This window comes from Paraburkholderia metrosideri (assembly GCF_904848625.1).
Taxonomy (GTDB): Bacteria; Pseudomonadota; Gammaproteobacteria; order Burkholderiales; family Burkholderiaceae; genus Paraburkholderia; species Paraburkholderia metrosideri.
In genome coordinates this window covers 66,927-87,225 of sequence record NZ_CAJHCP010000014.1, presented here as the reverse complement: position 1 = coordinate 87,225, position 20,299 = coordinate 66,927, and the positions used below count along the sequence as shown (strand labels likewise).

The 20,299-nt window shown below is 60.4% G+C and carries 17 protein-coding genes; 7 read left to right on the top strand and 10 right to left on the bottom strand.

All coding sequences use genetic code 11. From position 1 onward, the window contains the following. Window positions 1-24: 24 nt before the first annotated feature. Window positions 25-1,419, bottom strand: a complete 1,395-nt coding sequence (locus LMG28727_RS27495) for an L-serine ammonia-lyase (RefSeq protein WP_201645474.1) — start codon at window positions 1,417-1,419, stop codon at window positions 25-27. 240 nt (window positions 1,420-1,659) lie between these two features. On the opposite strand from LMG28727_RS27495, the gene LMG28727_RS27490 reads away from it, so the two are divergent. Next, window positions 1,660-2,742, top strand: coding sequence for a GlxA family transcriptional regulator (locus LMG28727_RS27490; protein ID WP_201645473.1), 1,083 nt, complete (start codon window positions 1,660-1,662; stop codon window positions 2,740-2,742). A 99-nt stretch (window positions 2,743-2,841) separates the two neighbouring features. On the opposite strand, the gene LMG28727_RS27485 is transcribed toward LMG28727_RS27490, so the two are convergent. From LMG28727_RS27485 to LMG28727_RS27465, 5 genes are all read right to left on the bottom strand, one after another. Continuing rightward, a complete protein-coding gene (locus LMG28727_RS27485; RefSeq protein WP_201645472.1) occupies window positions 2,842-3,795 on the bottom strand; it encodes a choline ABC transporter substrate-binding protein in 954 nt (317 codons plus the stop codon). A gap of 66 nt (window positions 3,796-3,861) precedes the next feature. Next, window positions 3,862-4,860 carry a GlxA family transcriptional regulator gene (locus tag LMG28727_RS27480; RefSeq protein ID WP_201645471.1) on the bottom strand — a complete coding sequence of 333 codons (999 nt, stop codon included), beginning with the start codon at window positions 4,858-4,860 and terminating at the stop codon, window positions 3,862-3,864. A gap of 7 nt (window positions 4,861-4,867) precedes the next feature. Further along, on the bottom strand, window positions 4,868-5,770 hold the full coding sequence (gene choW, locus LMG28727_RS27475) for a choline ABC transporter permease subunit (RefSeq protein WP_201645470.1): 903 nt from the start codon (window positions 5,768-5,770) through the stop codon (window positions 4,868-4,870). Further along, on the bottom strand, window positions 5,763-6,941 hold the full coding sequence (locus tag LMG28727_RS27470; RefSeq protein ID WP_201645469.1) for a quaternary amine ABC transporter ATP-binding protein: 1,179 nt from the start codon (window positions 6,939-6,941) through the stop codon (window positions 5,763-5,765). The genes choW and LMG28727_RS27470 overlap by 8 nt, the downstream gene beginning before the upstream one ends. A 745-nt stretch (window positions 6,942-7,686) precedes the next feature. Then, a complete protein-coding gene (locus tag LMG28727_RS27465; RefSeq protein WP_201645468.1) occupies window positions 7,687-8,001 on the bottom strand; it encodes a hypothetical protein in 315 nt (104 codons plus the stop codon). 713 nt (window positions 8,002-8,714) lie between these two features. Here LMG28727_RS27465 and LMG28727_RS27460 point away from each other — a divergent pair. Then, a complete protein-coding gene (locus tag LMG28727_RS27460; RefSeq protein WP_407945875.1) occupies window positions 8,715-9,806 on the top strand; it encodes a porin in 1,092 nt (363 codons plus the stop codon). 116 nt (window positions 9,807-9,922) lie between these two features. On the opposite strand, the gene LMG28727_RS27455 is transcribed toward LMG28727_RS27460, so the two are convergent. Further along, the gene (locus LMG28727_RS27455; protein WP_201645467.1) at window positions 9,923-10,690 is read right to left on the bottom strand and encodes a class II aldolase/adducin family protein; all 768 of its coding nucleotides are present in this window, start codon (window positions 10,688-10,690) and stop codon (window positions 9,923-9,925) included. Window positions 10,691-11,273: 583 nt separating this feature from the next. Between LMG28727_RS27455 and LMG28727_RS27450 the strand changes: the two genes are divergently transcribed. The 5 genes from LMG28727_RS27450 to LMG28727_RS27430 all read left to right on the top strand — a co-directional run bounded on the left by LMG28727_RS27450 (window position 11,274) and on the right by LMG28727_RS27430 (window position 15,876). After that, window positions 11,274-12,137, top strand: a complete 864-nt coding sequence (locus tag LMG28727_RS27450; RefSeq protein WP_407945876.1) for a branched-chain amino acid ABC transporter permease — start codon at window positions 11,274-11,276, stop codon at window positions 12,135-12,137. A gap of 5 nt (window positions 12,138-12,142) precedes the next feature. Further along, window positions 12,143-13,153 carry a branched-chain amino acid ABC transporter permease gene (locus tag LMG28727_RS27445; protein WP_236592435.1) on the top strand — a complete coding sequence of 337 codons (1,011 nt, stop codon included), beginning with the start codon at window positions 12,143-12,145 and terminating at the stop codon, window positions 13,151-13,153. After that, window positions 13,146-13,910, top strand: a complete 765-nt coding sequence (locus LMG28727_RS27440) for an ABC transporter ATP-binding protein (RefSeq protein WP_201645465.1) — start codon at window positions 13,146-13,148, stop codon at window positions 13,908-13,910. The genes LMG28727_RS27445 and LMG28727_RS27440 overlap by 8 nt, the downstream gene beginning before the upstream one ends. Then, complete coding sequence (locus LMG28727_RS27435; RefSeq protein ID WP_201645464.1) at window positions 13,897-14,604, top strand: ABC transporter ATP-binding protein; 708 nt, start codon at window positions 13,897-13,899, stop codon at window positions 14,602-14,604. Before LMG28727_RS27440 ends, LMG28727_RS27435 begins: the two co-directional genes overlap by 14 nt. Before the next feature lie 87 nt (window positions 14,605-14,691). Beyond that, a complete protein-coding gene (locus tag LMG28727_RS27430) occupies window positions 14,692-15,876 on the top strand; it encodes an ABC transporter substrate-binding protein (RefSeq protein WP_201645463.1) in 1,185 nt (394 codons plus the stop codon). A gap of 152 nt (window positions 15,877-16,028) precedes the next feature. Here the strand turns inward: LMG28727_RS27430 and LMG28727_RS27425 are convergent, their stop codons facing one another. The 3 genes from LMG28727_RS27425 to LMG28727_RS27415 are packed head-to-tail and all read right to left on the bottom strand — an operon-like array spanning window position 16,029 to window position 20,237. Beyond that, window positions 16,029-16,934 (bottom strand): SDR family oxidoreductase, encoded by a 906-nt coding sequence (locus LMG28727_RS27425; protein ID WP_201645462.1) that lies wholly within the window; start codon window positions 16,932-16,934, stop codon window positions 16,029-16,031. A 40-nt stretch (window positions 16,935-16,974) separates the two neighbouring features. Next, on the bottom strand, window positions 16,975-18,531 hold the full coding sequence (locus tag LMG28727_RS27420; RefSeq protein ID WP_201645461.1) for a class I adenylate-forming enzyme family protein: 1,557 nt from the start codon (window positions 18,529-18,531) through the stop codon (window positions 16,975-16,977). After that, window positions 18,528-20,237 carry a long-chain fatty acid--CoA ligase gene (locus LMG28727_RS27415; RefSeq protein ID WP_201645460.1) on the bottom strand — a complete coding sequence of 570 codons (1,710 nt, stop codon included), beginning with the start codon at window positions 20,235-20,237 and terminating at the stop codon, window positions 18,528-18,530. Before LMG28727_RS27415 ends, LMG28727_RS27420 begins: the two co-directional genes overlap by 4 nt. Window positions 20,238-20,299 lie beyond the last annotated feature (62 nt).

Genomic DNA, 20,299 nt, shown 5'->3' with positions numbered 1-20,299 from the left:
GCTTCGTCGAGGCTGGTGTGTTGCCTAACACTCGATGACGTTCACGGCCAACCCGCCGCGCGACGTCTCCTTGTATTTCGTCTTCATATCCGCGCCGGTTTCGCGCATCGTCTTGATCACGTTGTCGAGCGACACGTAATGCTGGCCGTCGCCCTTCATCGCCATACGCGCGGCGTTCAGCGCCTTGATCGCGCCCATCGCATTGCGTTCGATACATGGAATCTGCACCAGTCCGCCGACCGGATCGCAAGTCATGCCGAGGTTGTGTTCCATGCCGATTTCAGCGGCGTTTTCGACCTGGGCCGGCGTGCCGCCCATCACGGCGGCGAGTGCTGCGGCGGCCATCGAACATGCAACGCCCACTTCCCCCTGGCAGCCCACTTCGGCGCCGGAAATCGACGCCGTTTCCTTGTAGATGATCCCAATGGCCGCGGCGGTCAGCAGAAAGTCGACAATGCCCGCGTCGCTCGATGCATGCATGAACTTCACGTAGTAATGCAGCACAGCGGGAATCACGCCAGCCGCGCCGTTGGTCGGTGCGGTGACGACGCGGCCACCCGCCGCGTTTTCTTCGTTGACGGCCATCGCGTACAGGTTGACCCAATCGAGCATCGACAGCGGATCGCGCAGCGACTCTTCCGAGCGCGAGCGCAATTGCGCGCAGAGATCGGCCGCGCGACGCTTTACGTGCATCGGACCGGGCAATTCGCCCCGCACCTTGCAGCCGCGCTCGACACAGGACGACATCGCGCGCCATATGGCTAGCAGCCCTTCACGCACCTCCTGTTCGGGACGCGACGCGCATTCGTTGCGCAGCGTCACCTGTGCGATAGAAAGACCAGTTTCGCGGCACACACGCATCAGGTCGTCACCGGTACGAAACGGATAGGGCACGTCCGCACCCGCCCGCACACCATTCACGCGATCGCCTTCGCGATTGACCACGAAGCCGCCACCGATCGAGTAATACTCTTTCTCGACCAGCAGTTGCCCGTTTTCGTCGAAGGCCTGAAACCGCATGCCGTTCGGATGCACGATGCTCGAACCCGGCGCACCCGGCATCAGCTTGCGAAAAAAGCCGAGTTGTTCGCGCTCTTCAAATACCACCGTATGCTTGCCCAGCAGATTCAATTGCTTCGTCTCGCGAATCGCCCGCAAACGCGGCTCGATCAGGTCCGGGTCGATCAGATCGGGCAGATTGCCTTCCAACCCGAGCAGCACCGCCTTATCTGTACCATGGCCCTTACCGGTCGCGCCGAGCGAGCCGAACAGTTCGACTTTCACGCGACGCACGAAGGCGAGCAGGTTGGCATCTTCGATATGCGACGCGAACCGGCACGCGGCGATCATTGGCCCGACCGTGTGCGAGCTCGAAGGACCGATACCGATCTTGAACAGATCGAAGACGCTGACGTTCATGACGTGCCTTATACGTGACGGTGCCTGGTTGGATATGCCGCTATTGCACCGCACGTCAATTTGAATCGATAGAATAAAAACGGCATGACAGTGGGATAGTGGCGTCAACAGCACCGTCGGCCAAGCGCTGCGGCGCATTTGCGATGAGTTCTGACGCATTTGCGACAGGCCGTCAGGCGGCCAGTCGCGATGCTGCTATTCTTTGATTCACCCCTGATTCCATTGGCTCTGGCTGCACGCATGATTTCCGCTGACCCGCTTCCTTCTCAATCGATCGACGGCACCTCGAAGCAGCGCATCCGCTTCGGCATCATTCTGTTGCCGAACTTCACGCTGACAGCGTTTTCGGGTTTCGTCGACCTGTTGCGCCTGTCCGCGGACGAAGGTGATTTCAGCAAACCGGTGCGGTGCTCGTGGAGCGTCATAGGGGAAACCCTCGCTCCGGTACGCGCGAGTTGCGGCATCCAGATCACGCCGTGGGAGACCTTCGACAACGCCGAGCCGTTCGATTACGTGGTGGTGGTCGGCGGCCTGCTGCATTCGGGCCCTGCCGCGAACGACGCAACCCTGGCCTTTATCCGCCGCGCGGCTGCGACCGATGCGACGCTGGTCGGCATGTGCACCGGCGTGTTCTCGCTGATGCGCGCGGGCGTGCTCGACGGGCATCGCATCTGCGTGAGCTGGTTTCACTACTGGGATTTCATCGAGCGCTTTCCGTCCGTCAATGAAGAGTCGCTGGTTGCCGACCGGCTGTTCGTGATCGATCGCCGGCGCATTACGTGTTCCGGCGGACGCGCGTCGATCGATGTCGCTGCGGCAATCCTGCTGCGTCACTTCGAAACCGCGACCGTGCAGAAGGCATTGCGCATCCTGCTGGTCGACGACATGCAGAAAGGCAACGCGCCGCAGCCGCATCCACCGGGACTGGCGCCCGCCGCGCATCCGAAGGTGAAGCGCGCGATCCTGCTGATGGAGCAGCACGTGGGCCGCTCGTTATCGCTCGACGAACTGGCGCGCAAGCTCGATCTGTCGCCGCGTCAGCTTGAACGGCTTTTCAAGGCACAAACCGGCAAGGCGCCGCAGGCATACGCGAAGCAGGTGCGTTTGCGCACCGCCGCGTGGCTACTGACAAGTTCAGATAAAACCGTGGCGGACATTGCGTCGAGTTGCGGTTTTTCCGATGCATCGCATCTTGGACGCGAGTTTCGCAAACAGTTCGGCCTGCCGCCCGTGATGTACCGCGAGCAACGCGGTACGGCGGCGGAAGTGGAAGATGGCTCGGGGTATAACGAGACGTTTCCGGGGCGGGCGCAGGCGATTTGAGGGGGCTCGTTCAAAAGGAAACTTTCAGTTGAGCTCGACGGATATGAAGCTGATAGCGGCGGCCCTTCGCGCCGCCTTTACTGTGCGAGGGCCCGCTCATCATTTCCCTGCTACATAAGCCTTCACCGCAGGCAACCCATCCTTGCCATCAAACGTCTTAACCCCTGCCAGCCACTTATCCAGCACCGCCGGATTCTCCTTCAGCCAATCACGCGCGGCCTTGTTCGGGTCGGTCTTGTTCATGATCGGAAGCATCACATGGTTCTCGATATCCGTCGTGAATTGCAGATTCGACACCAGCTTCGCCACGTTCGGACAACGGGTCGAATAATCGTTGGGCACGACGGTCAGTACTTTCGCTTCACCGTAATTCGGACCAAACACCGCATCGCCGCCCGCCAGATAATCGATCTTCATCTGCACATTCATCGGATGCGGTTCCCAGCCGAGAAACACAATCGGTTTTTTGTCGCGAATCGCGCGATTCACTTCGACGAGCATGCCCGCCTCGCTCGACTCGACCAGCTTGAACTTGCCAAGTCCGAACTGATTGGTGTCGATCATCTTTTTGATTTCAGCATTGCCGTCATTGCCCGGTTCGATCCCGTAGATCTTGCCGTCGAGCTTGTCGTAATTCTTCGCGATGTCGGCGAATGTCTTGATACCGGCCTGATAGGTGTATTCCGGCACAGCGAGCGTGTATTTCGCACCGGTCAGATTCGGCGCGGGCAACACGGTAAGCTGATTGCCCTTTTTGAACGGATCGATCATCGGGTCCATGGTGGGCGACCAGTAACCGAGAAAGACGTCGATCTGTTTGCTCTTCACCCCGGCAAACGTAATGGGCACCGATGCAATCGTTTTGGTCGGCTTGTAGCCAAGACCTTCAAGGATCGTCGAAGCAAGTCCGGTCGTCGCGGCGATATCGGTCCAGCCTACATCGGCGAAGCGCACATCGCGACAGGTCGCCGACTCCGCAGCCAAAGCCGGCGAGACCGGCAACGTCGACGACACCGACAGCACACACAACGACGCAGCCCACAAACGTTTCATGGCATTCCCTCAGAATGGATATTATTTAAAGTCACTGCTGCTTCGCGCTTTCACGCCTTCACGCTTTCACGCCGACAGGCGTCGCTCGACACTCGGCGCATGCCCGAATTGCGCGCGATAAGCTTTGCTGAAATGACACGGCGAATGAAAACCACATACGGTAGTGACGCGCGCAATCGACGCATCGGTATTGCGCAACAACTCGCGCGCACGTCGCAAGCGCAAAGTCAGGTAGTAATGCGTGGGGGACACGCTGAGGAACATCTTGAACATGCGCTGCAAATGACGTTGCGATAACCGCACGAGCCGCGCGAGTTCATCGAGCGATAAAGGCTCTTCGATATTTGCTTCCATCAGCCGCACGACTTCGATCAACTCCGCGCGTGAGAAGCCGACCCGTGCGTCCACGGGAATGTGCTGATAGTCGGTCGAACCACGAATCCGCTCGACAATGAACTGTTCGGACACCTGCGCCGCCACCGCATGACCGAGGCGCATGGCGACCAGCTTCAGCATCAGATCGAGCGGCGCGGTGCCGCCCGTGCAGGTCATCCGGTCCCGGTCGATTACGAACAGTTCGTCGGCGAAACGCACGTGCGGATAGCTTTTGTGCAACGGCGACATGTCCTCCCAATGCACGGTCGCACGATAGCCGTCGAGCAGACCTGCGGCGAGCAACGCATACGGTCCCGTGCAAATCCCGCCGAGAGGAATGTCTTTCGACGCCACGTCCCGTAGCAACGCGATCACCGCGTCATTCACGTAGTCCCGCACATGCCAGCCTGCGCAGACGAACAGCACGTCGGGCATGCCCGCTTCTTCGAGGGTCGTGGTGGGCTTCACTGTAATGCCGTTGCTGGCTCGCGCCGGCTCGCCATCCGGCGTGATGACCGACCACCTGTAGTGCTGCGCGCGGCCTACGTAGTTGGCCATGCGCAGCACCTCGACCGCGCTGGTGAACGCGATCATCGAAAAATTCGGCAGCGTCAGAAAGCCGACATGCGCGAGGTTGGCAAGCGGCGAATCCGCTTCAGGTTCAACCGGTGTGATCGCGTCGCGCTTCATAGGCGGCTCAGCCGTGTTGCGCCGCTGGCTCGCGGCGAACCTTCATCACGCTGCGCAAGCCCGACAGCAGCGGCGCTCTTGCCATCCCCGGTGCGCGGCCGAAGCTCTCCGTGATGCGGTCAAGAATGATCGCGAGCATCACGACCGATAGACCGCTTTCGAAGCCCAGCCCGATATCGAGCCGCTGGATACTGGCGAGCACGTCGTTGCCCAAACCGCCCGCGCCGACCATCGACGCAATGATCACCATGGACAGCGCCATCATGATGGTCTGGTTCACGCCGGTCATGATCGACGGCAACGCATTCGGAAACTGCACCTTGTAGAGCAGCTGCCACGGCGTGCAGCCGAACGCCTGCCCCGCTTCGACAATCTCGCGGTTCACGTGCTTGATACCGAGCGACGTGAGACGCACGGCGGGGGGCATCGCGAAGATCACCGTCGACAGGATGCCCGGCACGCGGCCAAGACCGAACAGCATCGCGGCCGGAATCAGATAGACGAACGCGGGCATGGTCTGCATCAGATCGAGCACGGGACGCACGATCATTTCGACGGTGCGGCTTTTCGCGGTCCAGATGCCGAGCGGCACGCCGAGCAGCAGACTGATCAACGTCGACGACAACGTGAGGCCCAGCGTGATCACCATCTGATCCCAGAACCCGGTGCCGTAGATCAGCAACATTGCCAGCAACGTGAATAGCGCGAAACGCCAGCCCACGCGCCACAACCCGATGCCGACGAAAATCGCCATCAGTGCCCACATCGGCACCGCCTGCAAACCGTGCTCGACCATCGCGGCAAAACTCTCGATCACCTTGCCGATCGAATCAAAAGTTTTTGCGTCGTGGTCCAGCAAATAATGAACGCCGTGATCGACCCAGGCACCAAGTGGAATGACTTCAGACATGGGAACTCCGATGGCGCGTAAGAACGTTGAGGACGTTCGTCTTGTTGACCGAACCACAATAGGAGCCATCCGCTTCGACAACCGGCAGTGGCGCGCGGCTCGCCACGACGCGTTCGACCACATCGTCGAGCGGCGTCGTGCGGCGAATACATTCGATCTGATTGAGTTGGGGCGACGCGCTGCCCGTCGCATCGCGGCATACGAAGCCGCGAATCTTGCGGTCGCTGTCGAGCACGAACGCGTAGTCGGCGCTGCCGTTCAGCGTGGCGGCGACACTCGATGCGTCGATCTGCGGCGAGTGCTGCATCACCGGCACGGCGTCGGTCTGCATCAGATCGCCAGCAGTCAGATAGCGGCTCGTATCGATACCGTCGAAGAACGCGCGCACGTAATCGTCGGCAGGGTTCGTGATGATTTCCTGTGGCGTGCCGACCTGCACCACGCGGCCGCCTTCCATGATCGCGATACGTGTACCGATACGCATCGCCTCTTCCAGATCGTGCGACACGAACAGAATGGTGCGCTGCTGTTCGCGTTGCAGATCGAGCAACACGTTCTGCATTTCCTTGCGCTTGAGCGGATCGAGCGCGGAGAACGCCTCGTCCATGATCATCAGCGACGGGTTGACCGCCAGCGCCCGCGCCAGCCCCACGCGCTGCTGCATGCCGCCCGACAACTGCGCGGGCAGTTTCCCCGAGAACGGCGCAAGGCCAACCTGTTCAAGCACGGTCATCGCACGCCGCTCGCGTTCCTTGCGACCCACGCCCGCCACTTCGAGCCCGAATGCCGCGTTCGACAGCACGGTACGCTGCGGCATCAACGCGAACGACTGGAACACCATGCTCATGTCCTTGCGGCGCAGCGCGGTCAATTCAGAGCGCGGCACACTGGCCACATCGCGGCCGTCGATCAGCACCTTGCCGGCCGTCGGTTCGACCAGCCGGTTGATCAGGCGAATCAGCGTCGACTTGCCCGAGCCGGACAACCCCATCAGCACGAAGATTTCGCCTTCTTTCACATCGAACGAGACGTTATGAACGCCGACGATCTGGCCGGTACGCGAGAACACTTCTTCCTTCGTTGCGCCGGCCGCCAGCATGGCAAGCGCTTCTTTCGGGTTGGTGCCGAACACCTTGCACAGCCCTTCGACCACGACCTTGGGGGAATTCATTCAATGCTCTCCTGTGTCGACCGGAGTTAGCGCTTTAGCGCTTACTCCGGTCCCATGCAAAGCTGTCGACGAGAGTTGGCGCTTTAGCTGTCGGTGGGAGTTAGTGCTTTAGCACTTACTCCCACCCCATGCAAAGCTCTTACTCCGGTCCCATGCAAAGCTGTCGACCGGAGTTAGCGCTTTAGCTGTCGGTGGGAGTTAGTGCTTTAGCACTTACTCCCACCCCATGCAAAGCTCTTACTACGGTCCCATGCAAAGCTGTCGACGAGAGTTGGTGCAAAGCTCTTACTCTCGTCCCATGCAAAGCTGCGTCGCGAACATCCGTCCGCGCTGTGCATACATAGTTGCCAGAAAAAAGTACGCGTTGCCGACTATTTGCGACAACCACATGAGGAAATGCGACACCTGGGTCGCATAAGACGCGCTAGCAGCGGCCAGAAGCCTTGCCTGGCAAGGGTTTGGCGAGATTGAACTGACGCACGGCGCATGTCGCGCCAAGGCAGATAGAGACGGTTTCAGTGCAAAAAACTATCGCGGAGAGACCGGTTTCCGCGGAATGCGGCGGCGCACCAGTGAGAACGCAAGCGCCGATATCCTGCACCGGCATTTATCTGCGGATTACCTGTCGCTCGCGCGTCGATGCCGAACGACATGACCACGCGGAACAACCCCGCAACACAATGCTATTCGCGACACCCGACGCGCATTAAAACCATTCGCACCACGCCGGGCGTCGACTGTTCGATTACTGGCTCGCGGCCGCGCCGATACCCGCTTTCTTCTGGGCGTTCTGCAGATCGGTCGGATAATTCGGATCGTTCGCGGCAGGCTTATAACCCGCATCCTCGAGCTTCTTCAATTCGGCATTCTTTTTCGCGCGAGCCTCCTTATGGGCTTCCTTGCGCTGCGCTTTGGTCGGCTTCGCCCCGGGCGTCGCACTGGGCTGCTGCGCCGACACGACGCCGCTCGCATCTTGCGCGACAGCAGACGGAATGCTGCCGGCCACCATCGCCATGACCGAAGCCCCGAGCATGATTCGTTGAATAGCAAAACTCTTCATCACTGATATCCCTCTGGAAAGTTGGCAATGACATTGAAGCCTGTTTGCGGATCTTCGTTCACCCAAGCGAAAAAGCGCGCGATATTCGCTGACTGATTCGCCGTTTAGAGCTTACAGGCAAATGACGCTGGCGGGACCGAATGCGTCGGCTCGCTTTCCCTGATTGGCTTATCGCGCTGGATGACATCGTGCTGCGCATCATTGCAATGGCACAGGCGCCTGGAGATCTGTTCCGCTCAGATTCGTCCCGTTAGCATGTTCTGCAATGCAGAACCATCGGCAAATCGGTAATCCAGTGCTTCAAAACCCGATTACGGCACATTCCCCTTTGTTACAAAGCCTTGGCGTTGGGATAAAACGCGTTTCTCTCGCCAGGTGTTTTCCCTATTCTGGCCTGCATTGCAGTCCAACCCGCGATTTCCCCCGTTGACACTGTGCGAACGGTCGTGCGAAATTCCGCCTGCATCTTATGCGCAGGCTCGCAATCGAAGATCGCGCTAAAGCGCCGTTGCTCTCGCCACAAGGAGACCCTCCGGCCACGCGCGCTCAAGCCAGAGACACACCGGCAGACGCACTATTTCGCATCCCTGATCAGGTCGCGAAGGCGCCCTGTCGTCCGTAGAAAACGTAGCGCGCAGCAGATCGCCAGAACCGTGCATCACCGTTTTATCTCGTCAGTTCAGTCGATTACATAAAACAAGGAGACACGCAGCATGCCGGCAAGTTATCGCAATCGGGTTGGAGTCATTCTCGGATTGATGGGCGCGTGCGCACTGGGTGCGTCGCAAAGCGCTCATGCGCAAAGCAGCGTCACGCTGTACGGCGTGCTCGACGCGTCGCTGCTCTACACCAACAAAACCCTCAACACGACCAACGGCCAGAGCGGACCCCATCAATACGTGTTCAACGATAGCGGGGTGTCCGGTTCGCACTTCGGCCTGCGCGGCGTCGAGGACCTCGGCGGCGGCATGCGGGCCATCTTCCAGCTCGAAAGCGGTATCAGCATCGCCAACGGGGCGCTCAGCAATTCGAACGGCAATCTGTTCGGCCGCCAGGCGTGGGTCGGCATCGACAGCAAGTACGGCACGATGAAGGCCGGCTTGCAGTTCTCGCCGTTCTTCCTCGCGACGTACGACTTCGACCCGCGCAACATGTCGTACTTCGGCAGCGGTCTCGTCACCTATCTGAACAACGTCTACGTGACGGGGATGTTCAATCCCAACGGTATTTCGTACACGTCGCCGGAAATCGCGGGCTTGCAGGCGAGCGCGTTGATGGCGCTAGGCGGCACCGCCGGCGACTTCCAGGCGGGCCGGCAGTACTCGGCAAGCCTGCGCTACCACCTCGGTACGTTTGTCGTCGATGCGGCGCTGTACAGCGGCAATGCGGGCGGCAGCGCGGCGTCGATTGCCGTGCCCAGTGCGGTCGAATTCAACGGCCGCGCACTTGGCGCGAGCTACACGTTCAGCAACCTGACGGTGAAGGCATCGTACGTGCAGTACAAGGTCGCGGGGTCGTTCAACAATCGCGTCTACTCGGGCGGTGCAAGCTACCGGATCACACCGGCATTGAATGTCGACGCGGGCGTGTATGTCACGCGGGACGCCAACGACTCGTCGAACAATTCGGTGCTGGCCTCGACCGGCGTTCAGTATTCGCTGTCAAAAGCCACGATGACGTACGCGCAAGTCGGCTTCGTGACCAATCATGGCGGCATGCATACGGGGCTCTCGGTCAACAACGCGCTCAATCTGGCGACGGGGACGACGGCCGGTGCGAACATCGGCATCCGCCATACGTTCTAACTGCTTTTCGCGAGACGAAGACAAGCCGAAGAAGATGCCAATGCGCCGCACAAGCGGCGCATTGGCTACAGCGTGCGAGTCGTCCGCTTTAACGCCCGCAATAACGCCCGCTGCCCTTACTGGTCGTATCCGGGATTGCGCCGTGTCAAACGACGCAGCAAACCCGGCCACACCAGATCGGCGCCCTTGCCTTTGCTCACTTCACCCGCCTGTTCGCCCATCGTCGCGATGATCGATTGCGGCACTTCGATCAGCTTGCCACCCGCTTGCGCAAGGATCTGGATCCGGCATGACGTCTCGAACAGATACATCGCCTGAAACGCCTCGGCAATCGAGCGGCCGCAGGTCAGCAAGCCGTGATTGCGCAGCATCATGAAGTTGGCGCTGCCAAGATCGGCGACGAGGGTGGCTTTCTCGGCATCGCGCAACGCAACGCCTTCGTAATCGTGATACGCGAGATTCGTCAACACGAAACCCGACTGCTGCGACAACGGCAACAAACCGCCCTGTTGCGCGGCGACCGCCACGCCATGCGCCGTATGCGTATGCAGCACGCAATTGACGTTCGGCCGCGCTTCATGCACGGCGCTATGAATGACGAAACCCGCGGGATTCACGTCGAACGGCGTCGGCATCACGGGGCGTCCTTCGTGATCCACCTTTACCAGACTCGATGCGGTGATCTCTTCGAAAAAGAGCCCGTACGGGTTGATCAGAAACTCGTGTTCTTTTCCCGGCACGCGCGCCGAAATATGCGTGAACACCAGATCGTCCCACCCGAACAACGCGACCAGCCGATAAGCGGCCGCGAGATCGACACGGACTTGCCATTCTTCTGGCGACACCATTTGACGAACACTGGGAATCTCGAGTGCTGAATTCATGAGGGACCTTGATGGGTGCGGAGACGCCGTGGGGTGAGCGCCGATCCGTTTGAGAGCCGTTCGTGCCAATGGGCACCAAAGCGGCCCGCAGTGACTGCCTGCTATTTCTGCACAGCAGAATAATGGCGTGATGAAAGCGATGTCAAGACTACTTTCCTGTCGATGCGAAAGGTCACGCCGCCCGACGATCACCAACTGGTTGAAAGCCAACAAAGCCGCATAACGGTAGGACTTTTATCGCGTTTGCATCATTCCCGGCGAGGCTGCCGGCAGGCATCGAAGATGCATCTAAGTGACTTCCCTAATAATCTGCAATGCAGAACGTAAGCACGCAAAACCCTATTGACGAAAAGCGAACGCCCGTGCCAAATTCCTCTCGCGACACGGCGCGTTGCGTGTTCGAAATCCGCGCCTCAGCGCGTGCTGCAAGATGCGTCCGAATGACGTATCAACCATCGGCAACCGTCGTCTGATCCGATCAGCGGCGTTTGTCCCGTCCGCAAGTCCGGTGTCCGCCGCCGCCTTCCCTGAACCAGGGTTTGCTGTTGCCGGGTGCCTGGTTGGAGGGTGTAAAAGCGTGGATATGTTTTTGCAGCAGGTTCTCAACGGGCTGACGCTGGGCGGAATCTACAGCCTCGTCGCACTCGGTCTGACGCTGGTCTACGGCATTCTCGCCGTGCCGAATTTTGCGCACGGCGCGCTGTACATGGTCGGTGCATTCGTGTCGTTCTTTCTGATGACGCGGCTCGGCCTGAACTACTGGCTCGCGATGATCGGCTCCAGTATCGCTGTCGCGTTGCTGGCCATTCTCGCGGAACGGCTCGTGTTCCAGCCGCTGCGCAAGTCCTCCGAATTGCATCCGATGATCGCCGCGATCGGCCTGATGCTGTTTCTCGAAGCCGGTGCGCAGGCCATCTGGGGCGCGGACTTTCACCGGATGCCCACGCCCTATTCGGGCATCGTCGATCTGGGCGGCGTCAGTGCGCCGTTGCAGCGTCTGCTGATCATCGTCGCCGCATTCGCGCTGGTCGTTTTGCTGCAACTGTTCCTCAAATTCACCGTGATCGGTTCGAGCATCATCGCGATGGCGCAGGACCGCGAAGGCGCGTCGCTGATGGGCATCGACGCGAACCGGGTCACGATGCTTACCTTCGGCATCTCCGGCCTGCTGGCAGCCATCGCCGCCACGCTCTATGCGCCGATCAACCTCGTCTATCCGGCGATGGGTCAACTGGTGATCCTGAAGGCCTTCGTGATCATCATTCTCGGCGGCATGGGCAGCGTGCCGGGTGCGATTGCCGGCGGGTTGATCATCGGGATGGCGGAGAGCTTCGGCGCGTTCTATATCTCGACCGATTACAAAGACATCATCGCGTTCGTGCTGCTGGTGGTGATTCTGTCGGTTCGTCCTCAAGGGCTCTTCACCAGGGAACTGCGCGCATCGTGAAATCATTGACACTATTCGAAGGCAAGCCCGGGTGGACGCTGCTGTTCGTGTTCGGCCTCGTATTCCCGTTCGCCGCCACCAACGACTACATGCTGACCGTCATGTCCACCGCGTACATCTTCGCGCTGGCCACAGTCGGGTTGAATCTGATCACCGGCTACACCGGGCAGTTCAATCTCGCGCACGGCAGTTTCATGGCGGTCGGTGCGTACACGGTCGGCATTCTGACGGTCGACCATCAGGTGCCGTTCTGGCTCGCGTTCATCGCATCCGGCGTGGTGGTCGCGGTGCTCGGCGCGCTGGTCGGTCTCGTGTCGCTGCGCTTGCGCGGCCACTACTTTTCGATTTTCACGCTATGCGTGGGCTACATCATGTTTCTCGTCATCGAGAAATGGGACGGTGTGACCCATGGTGTCGCGGACATCATCGGCATTCCGGCGCCTTCGGGTTTCGGTCTCGTGTCGTTCGAGAATCCCCGTGCGCTGTACTACCTCGTCTTCGCGTTTCTGGTGCTGGGCGTGTGGTTGATGCATCGCATCGTCGACTCGCTGCTCGGCCGCACCTTCATGGCGATCAGGAATAGCGACGGACTCGCGCAATCGCTCGGCATCAACCTGATGCGCAACAAGGTGCTGGCGTTCGTGCTGTCGGTCGTTTATGCGGGGCTTGCCGGTGGCCTGTACGCGGGTTCCGTGCGCTTTCTCGGACCGGATCTCGCCGCCGTCGACCATACGTTCGACATGACCATGTACATGCTGGTGGGCGGTATCGGCACGCTCGCGGGTCCTTTGCTCGGCGCATTGATCATTCCGTGGCTCACGCAGTATCTGCAATTCCTGCAGGAATATCGCTTCGTCGTGTTCGGCCCGATTCTGATCGCGCTGGTGATCTTCCTGCCCAACGGGATTGTCGGTTTGTATCAGTCGAGAAAAATGCGCCGCGTGCAGCGCCTGGTGCCGAAGAGCGGCATCGCTGCGCGACAGTCAGCCTCTACGCGAGGAGACCGTCATGCTTGAAATCGCTTCGCTCAGCAAACGGTTCGGCGGACTCGTTGCGGTCGACGACGTCAGCACGACCATCGTCGCCGGTCAGGTCAACGCGATCATCGGACCGAACGGCGCGGGCAAGACCACGTTCTTCAATCTGATCAGCGGCACGCATCTGCCGAGCTCGGGGCGCATCCTCTTCAAAGGCCAGGACGTCACGAGGCTCGGCGCCGATCAGATGGCGCGTCTCGGTGCCGCGCGCACGTTCCAGTCCACTGCGCTGTTCGATCGGGCCAGCGTGCTCGACAATCTGATTGTCGGCCACCGTCTGCGCACGCAAGCCAATCTATGGGACGTACTCACGCATTCGAAGCGCCTCAAGCACGAGGAACGCCTGTGCCGCAACAAGGCGCGTGAAGCGCTCGACTTCGTGGGTCTGTCGGCGGTGGATTCGCGCATGGCGGGCGACATCTCACAGGAAGAACGCAAACGCGCCGCGATCGCGCTCGCTCTTGCCACCGAACCGAGTCTGATGCTGCTGGACGAACCGGCCGGCGGCGTCAACCCGGAAGAGACCGAAGGCCTCGCCGAACTGATCCGCAAGCTGGTCAAACATGGCGTGACGGTATGCCTGGTCGAACACAAGATGAACATGATCATGAAACTCGCGGACCGCATCATGGTGCTGAACTACGGCAAGAAAATCGCCGAAGGCACGCCGGCCGAGATTCGCGCGAACCCCGCCGTGATCGACGCTTACCTGGGGAGCGAGCATGCTGAAGTTTGACAACGTCGCGCTCGACTACGGCAGTTTTCGCGCACTCGACGGCATCAACCTGCACGCGGACGACGGCGAACTGGTCGTGCTGCTCGGGGCCAATGGTGCCGGCAAAAGCTCGATCTTCCTGGCCATGAGCGGCCTGCGCCGCACATCGGGCGGCAGCCTGCTTTTCAACGATCGCCAGTTGCTCGGCATGACGCCCGCGCAGATCGTACGCAGCGGTGTGATCCAGTGTCCCGAAGGACGCAAGCTGTTTCCCGGCATGTCGGTGCTGAAGAACCTCACGCTTGGCGCCTATGTCCATCGCGGCGACAAGGCGGGCAATCAGCGCAATCTCGACCAGGTGTTTTCGCTTTTTCCGCTGCTGGCGGAACGCAAGGATCACGCGGCGGGTTCGCTATCGGGCGGCCAGCAGCAGATGGTCGCGATCGGCCGCGCGATGATGGCGCGGCCCAAGGTGTTGCTGCTCGACGAACCATCACTCGGACTCGCGCCGCTGGTGGTCAAGCAGGTATTCGACGTGATCCAGCAGATCAACCGCGCGGGAACCACCGTGCTGCTCGCCGAACAGAACGCGTTCGCTGCGTTGAAGATCGCGCACCGCGCGTACGTGATCGAGAGCGGCCGCATCGTACTCGAAGGCGATCAGGCGAGCCTGATGAACAACGAAGCGATCCGGCGCGCGTACGTGGGCGGTTGATCCGAAAACTGATCGATGGCTGACGCATTCGATGCACAAACACGCGCCCTCTGAGCGCGGCATTCCATTCATACCAAGGAGACATGTATGACGATCAAACGCTTGTGCAGGCGCACCGGCCTGGTAGCCGCCGTCGCCACGACCGCGCTGATGAGCGCAGGGGCCGCGATGGCGCAGCAGGTGGTGCACATCGGCTACTCGGGTCCGCTGAGCGGCGGCGCGGCGAAATACGGCCAGGAAGTACTCGACGGTATGCAGATGGCCGCCGTCGATGTCAATCAGGCCGGCATTGAAGTCGCGGGCAAGAAGATCAAGCTCGAAATCGTCCCGCTCGACGACAAGTACAACCCCGCCGAAACCGCCATCAACGCGCGGCGTCTCGCGCAGGAACAGCAGGCCGCTGTCGTGCTGGTGCCGCATTCGGGCGGCGGCTTTGCGGTGCAGACCAGCAACGAACAGCAGAAGCTGCTGTTGCTGTCGTACACCAGCGTTCCGCAGATCAGCGACCGGGGCAACAAGCTGACCGTGCGTATTCCGCCTGCGTTCACGTCATATCTGGATTCGTTTATCAAGTATGAAATGGCGACGTACGGCAAGAAGGTCGCCCTCGCCGCTACCGATACCGACTACGGCAAGGTCTGGGTCGCCGCATTCAAACCGGCGTGGCAAGCGGCTGGCGGCACGATCGTCGCCGATAACCCGATGTCGTATAACCGCGCGACCGACTTCTACAGCGGCGTGAGCCGCGTGCTCGCGGCGAAACCGGACGTGATGTTTATCGGCGGCCCGTCGGAGCCGACCGGCCTCGTCGCGCAGCAGGCGCGCGAACTGGGCTTCAAGGGCGGCTTCATCGTGATGGATCAGGCCAAGCTCGACGAAGTGGCTAAGGTCACCAACGGTTATGCCGCGCTGAACGGTGCAATCGGCGTACTGCCTCTCGCCGACGACACCACGCCGAGCGCGAAGGCTTTCGTCGACCGATTCCGCAAGACGCATGACGGACGCGATCCTAGCCAGGAAGTGTCGCTGAACTACACCGCCGTCTACGCAACGGCGATTGCGATGAAACTCGCGGGCAGTGTCAGCGATGCGACGGCGATCCGCAATAATTTCGATAAGGCCGTGAAGATGCTGCCGCCGCAGAACAATCCGCACGGCGTGACGGCCGTTGATGATCACGGTGGCTTTGTGATTGGCAATCCGCTGGCGGCCGTGGTTCAGAACGGACAATTGAAGCCGGCGGCTTTGAGTACGTTGACGGCGGCGAAGTGACGGTTTTCAGCGCCGGATAAAGGTGCTGAATAGAGTTTGATGAAGAGGTCAATGGAAAGGCGCCGTGAGGTTCACGGCGCCTTTTTAACTGAAGCATGAAGCGTGAGTCGTAACTCGTCAGTGCTGGAGAGAAGCCCGCAGGCTCCTCGCCCTCACCCCTTCAACGCCTCCACAATCCGCTCGCGCACATGCGGCCGCTCAGCAAACGGATCCGTCGGATTACGCGGCGTCACGATATCCTCTGCGCGCGTTTTCACCGCACTCAATGCGTGCGAATGCGAGAAGATATAAAACTGCTCATCGCGGATGGCGTCGAATACCATGCCCGCGACTTCTTCCGCACTGACTTTGCCTGAACTCACCGCCTTCTCGCTCAGCGCACGTGCCACACCTTGCGACAACGTGGGCGGCGCTTCGTTAGCAAGATCGGCGGGACGATTGCGATGCGCTTTGGCAATCCCCGTGGGCACGAAATACGGACACAACACCGAACACGCCACCTGCTGCGTCACCAGCGAGAGATCCTGATAGAGCGACTCCGTCAGCGACACCACGGCGTGCTTGGACACGTTGTACGGACCCATCAGCGGCGGATTCAACAAGCCCGCCATCGACGCCGTATTGACGATATGCCCGCGATAATTCGCATCGCGTTTCGCCGCCTCGAGCATCAACGGCGTGAAAGCGCGCACGCCATGAATCACGCCCCACAGATTGACGCCGAGCAGCCATTGCCAGTCGCGCTCTGTGTTTTCCCACACGAGTCCGCCGCTGCCGCCCACGCCCGCGTTGTTAAACACCAGATGCACGCTGCCGAATGTATCGAGCGTGGTGCGCGCCAGCGCATCGATCTCGTCGCCCTTCGCCACATCCACGCGACGCGCGACGGCCCGCGCGCCCGCCGCGCTCACTTCGGCGAAGGTTTCCTCGAGTGCGTCCTGCTGCACGTCGGCCAGCACGAGCCGCATGCCGAGCTTCGCGCCGAGCCTTGCGAACTCACGGCCGAAGCCGGAGCCCGCGCCGGTGATCACCGCCACCTTGTCTGCGAAATTGTTCATGTGTTGTCCTGTCACCTGTCTGTGTTTTTGCACGCGTCGATCAGCGCGCAACGGGATAGAACTGTTCGCGCAACTCGCGCTTGAGCACCTTGCCAATCGGACTGCGCGGCAAACTGTCGACAAAGGTCAGCGCCGACAGCCGTTGCATCTTGCCAACTCTTGCGTTGACCCACGCGAGCAACGTCGCCTCGCCGATTTGCACACGCGGACGAAGCACCACGAAGGCCACCGGCGTCTCGCCCCATTGCTCGGATTGCGCGCCGACCACGGCCACCTCCGCGACGTCCGGATGTTGACGGACTTCCGCTTCGAGATCGCTCGGATACACGTTGAAGCCGCCGGAAATGATCATGTCTTTCTTGCGGTCGAGCAGCGTCAGAAAACCGTCTTCATCGAAACGTCCCATATCGCCGGTACGAATGAAACGCTTGCCGCTCGGGTCGTACCATTGCGCTTCCGCGGTCTTGTCGGGCTGCCGGTAGTAGCCGGTCATCATTGCCGGCGAATGGCCGACGACTTCACCGACCTCGCCCGCCGCCACTTCATTGCCGAGCTCGTCAATCAAACGGATGTCATGACCTTCCATTGGCTTGCCGACTGAATGCAGCTTGGTCGGCCAGTCGTTGGCTTCGAGCTGGCACGAGCCGCCGCCTTCGGTCATCCCGTAGTACTCGGTGAGACGACCGGGCCAGCGGCGTACCACGTCGGCCTTGATGCTCGCCGCGAACGGCGCGCTGGTACAGAACTTCGCCTGAAAACTGGAGAGGTCGTAACGGTCGAATTCCGGATGCGCCATCAGACGTTGATATTGCACAGGCACCAGCATCGTGTGCGTGACGCGGTACTGTTGCGCGAGTTCCAGATAACGCGTGGCGTCGAATTTCGGCATCAACACAACCGTTCCGCCGAAAGTGAGCGTCGGCATGAAACTGACCAGCGTCGTATTCGAATAGAGCGGCGTCGAAATCAGCGTGGTCGCATCGGGTCCATAGCCGCGCTGAATGCTGCGCACCGCATACGCCCAACGCATGCCGTGCGATTGCACGATGCCCTTTGGCGTACCGGTGGTGCCGGACGAATAGATGATGTTGAAAGGCCACGCGGGATCGATTTTGACCGCTTGCGGCACAGCGCCGCCTGGCGCGAGCCATGTGTTCAGCGCGGTGCTCCCCGCGTGTGCGTCGAGTGCGATCGGCACGGCGCGGATGTCAGCGGCGACGGGGTCGAGCAGACGCCTGACGTCGGCGTCGAGAAACAGCAATCGCGCGCCCGAGTTGCCGATCATGCTAACGAGACTCGCCGCACTCGATGAAGGCGCAAGCGGCGCCACTGCCGCGCCCGCTCTCAAGCCGCCGAGAAAGGCGACGGTGTAATCGACCGACGCGGTTGCACACAGCGCGATAGCATCGCAAGCTTGAATGCCGTCGCGCTGCAACGCGGCGGCGAAGCGATCGACCCGTGCGTCCAGTTCGGCGTAAGTCACGACTTCGCCATCGCAGATCAGTGCTGCATGGTCGCCGCGCTCGCTGGCAAAACGGCGCAGCATGTCGGTGATACAAACGAATGGTTCATCCAGTAACGCTTCGATCCAACTCATCGCGACGCGCCTCCGTTGCCATGTTCAGCCGACGCCGTGCGTGCCGCATCCTCTTCCTGCAACTTGCGCCATAGAATCTTGCCGCTGCCGGACTTCGGCAGCGACGTGACGAATTCGACGATGCGCGGTGCCTTGTACGACGCCATCTGTTCATGTGCCCAGTCGATAATCTGCTGTTCGGTGAGCTCCGCAGCATGCGCCGCGTTCGGCACCACCAGCGCCTTGACTGTCTCACCGCGTTTGTCGTCTTTCACGCCGATCACACACACTTCATGAATCGCCGGATGCCGGTACATCAGCGCTTCGACTTCGGCGGGCCATACCTTGTACCCAGACGCATTGATCATGCGTTTGAGGCGGTCCGTCATGAAGAAATAGCCGTCTTCGTCGATATGTCCGAGATCGCCGGTACGTAGAAACCGTTTGCCGTCGAGTTCGATAAAAGCCTCTGCAGTCGCCTTGGGATTACGCCAATAGCCTTGCATCACCTGCGGCGCGTTGACGACGATCTCACCCGTCTCACCTTGCGGAAGTTCCTGCAGCGTGACCGGGTCGATCACGCGCGAGTCCACGTCGAACACCGGAATACCCAGGCACTGCGGCTTCGGACGATGCGGCGGATTGATGTGCGTGCCCGCGATCGTCTCGGACATTCCGTAGCCCTCGACATAGTCGAGCCCGGTCAGCGACTTGAGTTTTTTCGCAATCGCATCCGGCATAGCCGCGCCGCCGCCGCGTGCACCGGTCAGACTCGACAGATCGTATTCGGCGAGTTTCGGGTTCGATAGAAAATCGACCATCATCGTCGAGATCGATTGCCATGCGCTCACGCGATATTTCTGCATGCATAGCGCTGCGGCGTCGCGATCCCAGCGCGGCAACACGACGATGGTCGAGCCACAATAGACCGCGCTATTCATGCCGCCCTGCATGCCAGTGACGTGAAAAAACGGCAGTATCGACAGATGCACGCCGTCGGACGACACCGAGAACCACACGCATCCGCCGAGCGCGGTGCTCATCACGCTACGGTGCGTATGCATGCAGCCCTTCGGCTTACCGGTCGTGCCGGACGTATAGGGCATCACGCACAGATCGTCGGGACCGGCAGTCAGCGGGCCTGGTGCGATACGCCGGTCGAGTACGGCTTGCCACGACGTGACGCCGGGCAGGTCGAAGTTTTTACGCCGGGCCGACACGAGTTCGGAGACCGGAATGGTCGATGGCCGCTTCAGATAATCGCTATACGTGGCGACGATCGCATGTTCGAGCCCTTGGCCTGGCCCGTTGCCGATCAGCGGTTCGACGTTGTGGAACAGGCATTGCGGCGCGATGATCGTCGTTGCGCCGCTATCCTCGACATAGTGCGCGAGTTCGTCCTTCATGTTCATCGGGTTGACCGGCACCACGACGGCATTGGCTCGCAGAATGCCGTAGTAAGCGATGATCCATTGCGGACTGTTCTGCATATACAGCAGCACGCGGTCGCCTGCCTTGACGTGGCATTCCTGCTGCAGGAAGCCTGCGACCCGTTCGGCTTCGTCCTTGAATTCTGCGAACGTGATCGGGGTGTCGTAGAAAACGATAAACGGCTTATTGGGGAAGCGTGCCGCCGAGACTTCGGCGTTATAGAAAATATTGGTTTCAGGCAGAGTCAGATGCAGCGGCACTTGCGGCGGCCAATGCGGATGATGGCGTTCATTCATCAGTGTCTCCCATGCAAAGCTGTCGGTCGGAGTTGGCGTTTAGCACTTACTCTCGTCCCTAA

Excerpts from the sequence above, each read along its gene's own strand:
- LMG28727_RS27435 (WP_201645464.1), top strand. The coding sequence starts at position 13,897 with ATGCTGAAGTTTGACAACGTCGCGCTCGACTACGGCAGTTTTCGCGCA.
- LMG28727_RS27425 (WP_201645462.1), bottom strand. The coding sequence starts at position 16,934 with ATGAACAATTTCGCAGACAAGGTGGCGGTGATCACCGGCGCGGGCTCC.
- LMG28727_RS27470 (WP_201645469.1), bottom strand. The coding sequence starts at position 6,941 with ATGAATTCCCCCAAGGTCGTGGTCGAAGGGCTGTGCAAGGTGTTCGGC.
- LMG28727_RS27420 (WP_201645461.1), bottom strand. The coding sequence starts at position 18,531 with ATGAGTTGGATCGAAGCGTTACTGGATGAACCATTCGTTTGTATCACC.
- LMG28727_RS27480 (WP_201645471.1), bottom strand. The coding sequence starts at position 4,860 with ATGAAGCGCGACGCGATCACACCGGTTGAACCTGAAGCGGATTCGCCG.
- LMG28727_RS27490 (WP_201645473.1), top strand. The coding sequence starts at position 1,660 with ATGATTTCCGCTGACCCGCTTCCTTCTCAATCGATCGACGGCACCTCG.
- choW (WP_201645470.1), bottom strand. The coding sequence starts at position 5,770 with ATGTCTGAAGTCATTCCACTTGGTGCCTGGGTCGATCACGGCGTTCAT.
- LMG28727_RS27485 (WP_201645472.1), bottom strand. The coding sequence starts at position 3,795 with ATGAAACGTTTGTGGGCTGCGTCGTTGTGTGTGCTGTCGGTGTCGTCG.
- LMG28727_RS27455 (WP_201645467.1), bottom strand. The coding sequence starts at position 10,690 with ATGAATTCAGCACTCGAGATTCCCAGTGTTCGTCAAATGGTGTCGCCA.
- LMG28727_RS27465 (WP_201645468.1), bottom strand. The coding sequence starts at position 8,001 with ATGAAGAGTTTTGCTATTCAACGAATCATGCTCGGGGCTTCGGTCATG.
- LMG28727_RS27415 (WP_201645460.1), bottom strand. The coding sequence starts at position 20,237 with ATGAATGAACGCCATCATCCGCATTGGCCGCCGCAAGTGCCGCTGCAT.
- LMG28727_RS27495 (WP_201645474.1), bottom strand. The coding sequence starts at position 1,419 with ATGAACGTCAGCGTCTTCGATCTGTTCAAGATCGGTATCGGTCCTTCG.
- LMG28727_RS27450 (WP_407945876.1), top strand. The coding sequence starts at position 11,274 with ATGTTTTTGCAGCAGGTTCTCAACGGGCTGACGCTGGGCGGAATCTAC.
- LMG28727_RS27460 (WP_407945875.1), top strand. The coding sequence starts at position 8,715 with ATGCCGGCAAGTTATCGCAATCGGGTTGGAGTCATTCTCGGATTGATG.
- LMG28727_RS27440 (WP_201645465.1), top strand. The coding sequence starts at position 13,146 with ATGCTTGAAATCGCTTCGCTCAGCAAACGGTTCGGCGGACTCGTTGCG.
- LMG28727_RS27430 (WP_201645463.1), top strand. The coding sequence starts at position 14,692 with ATGACGATCAAACGCTTGTGCAGGCGCACCGGCCTGGTAGCCGCCGTC.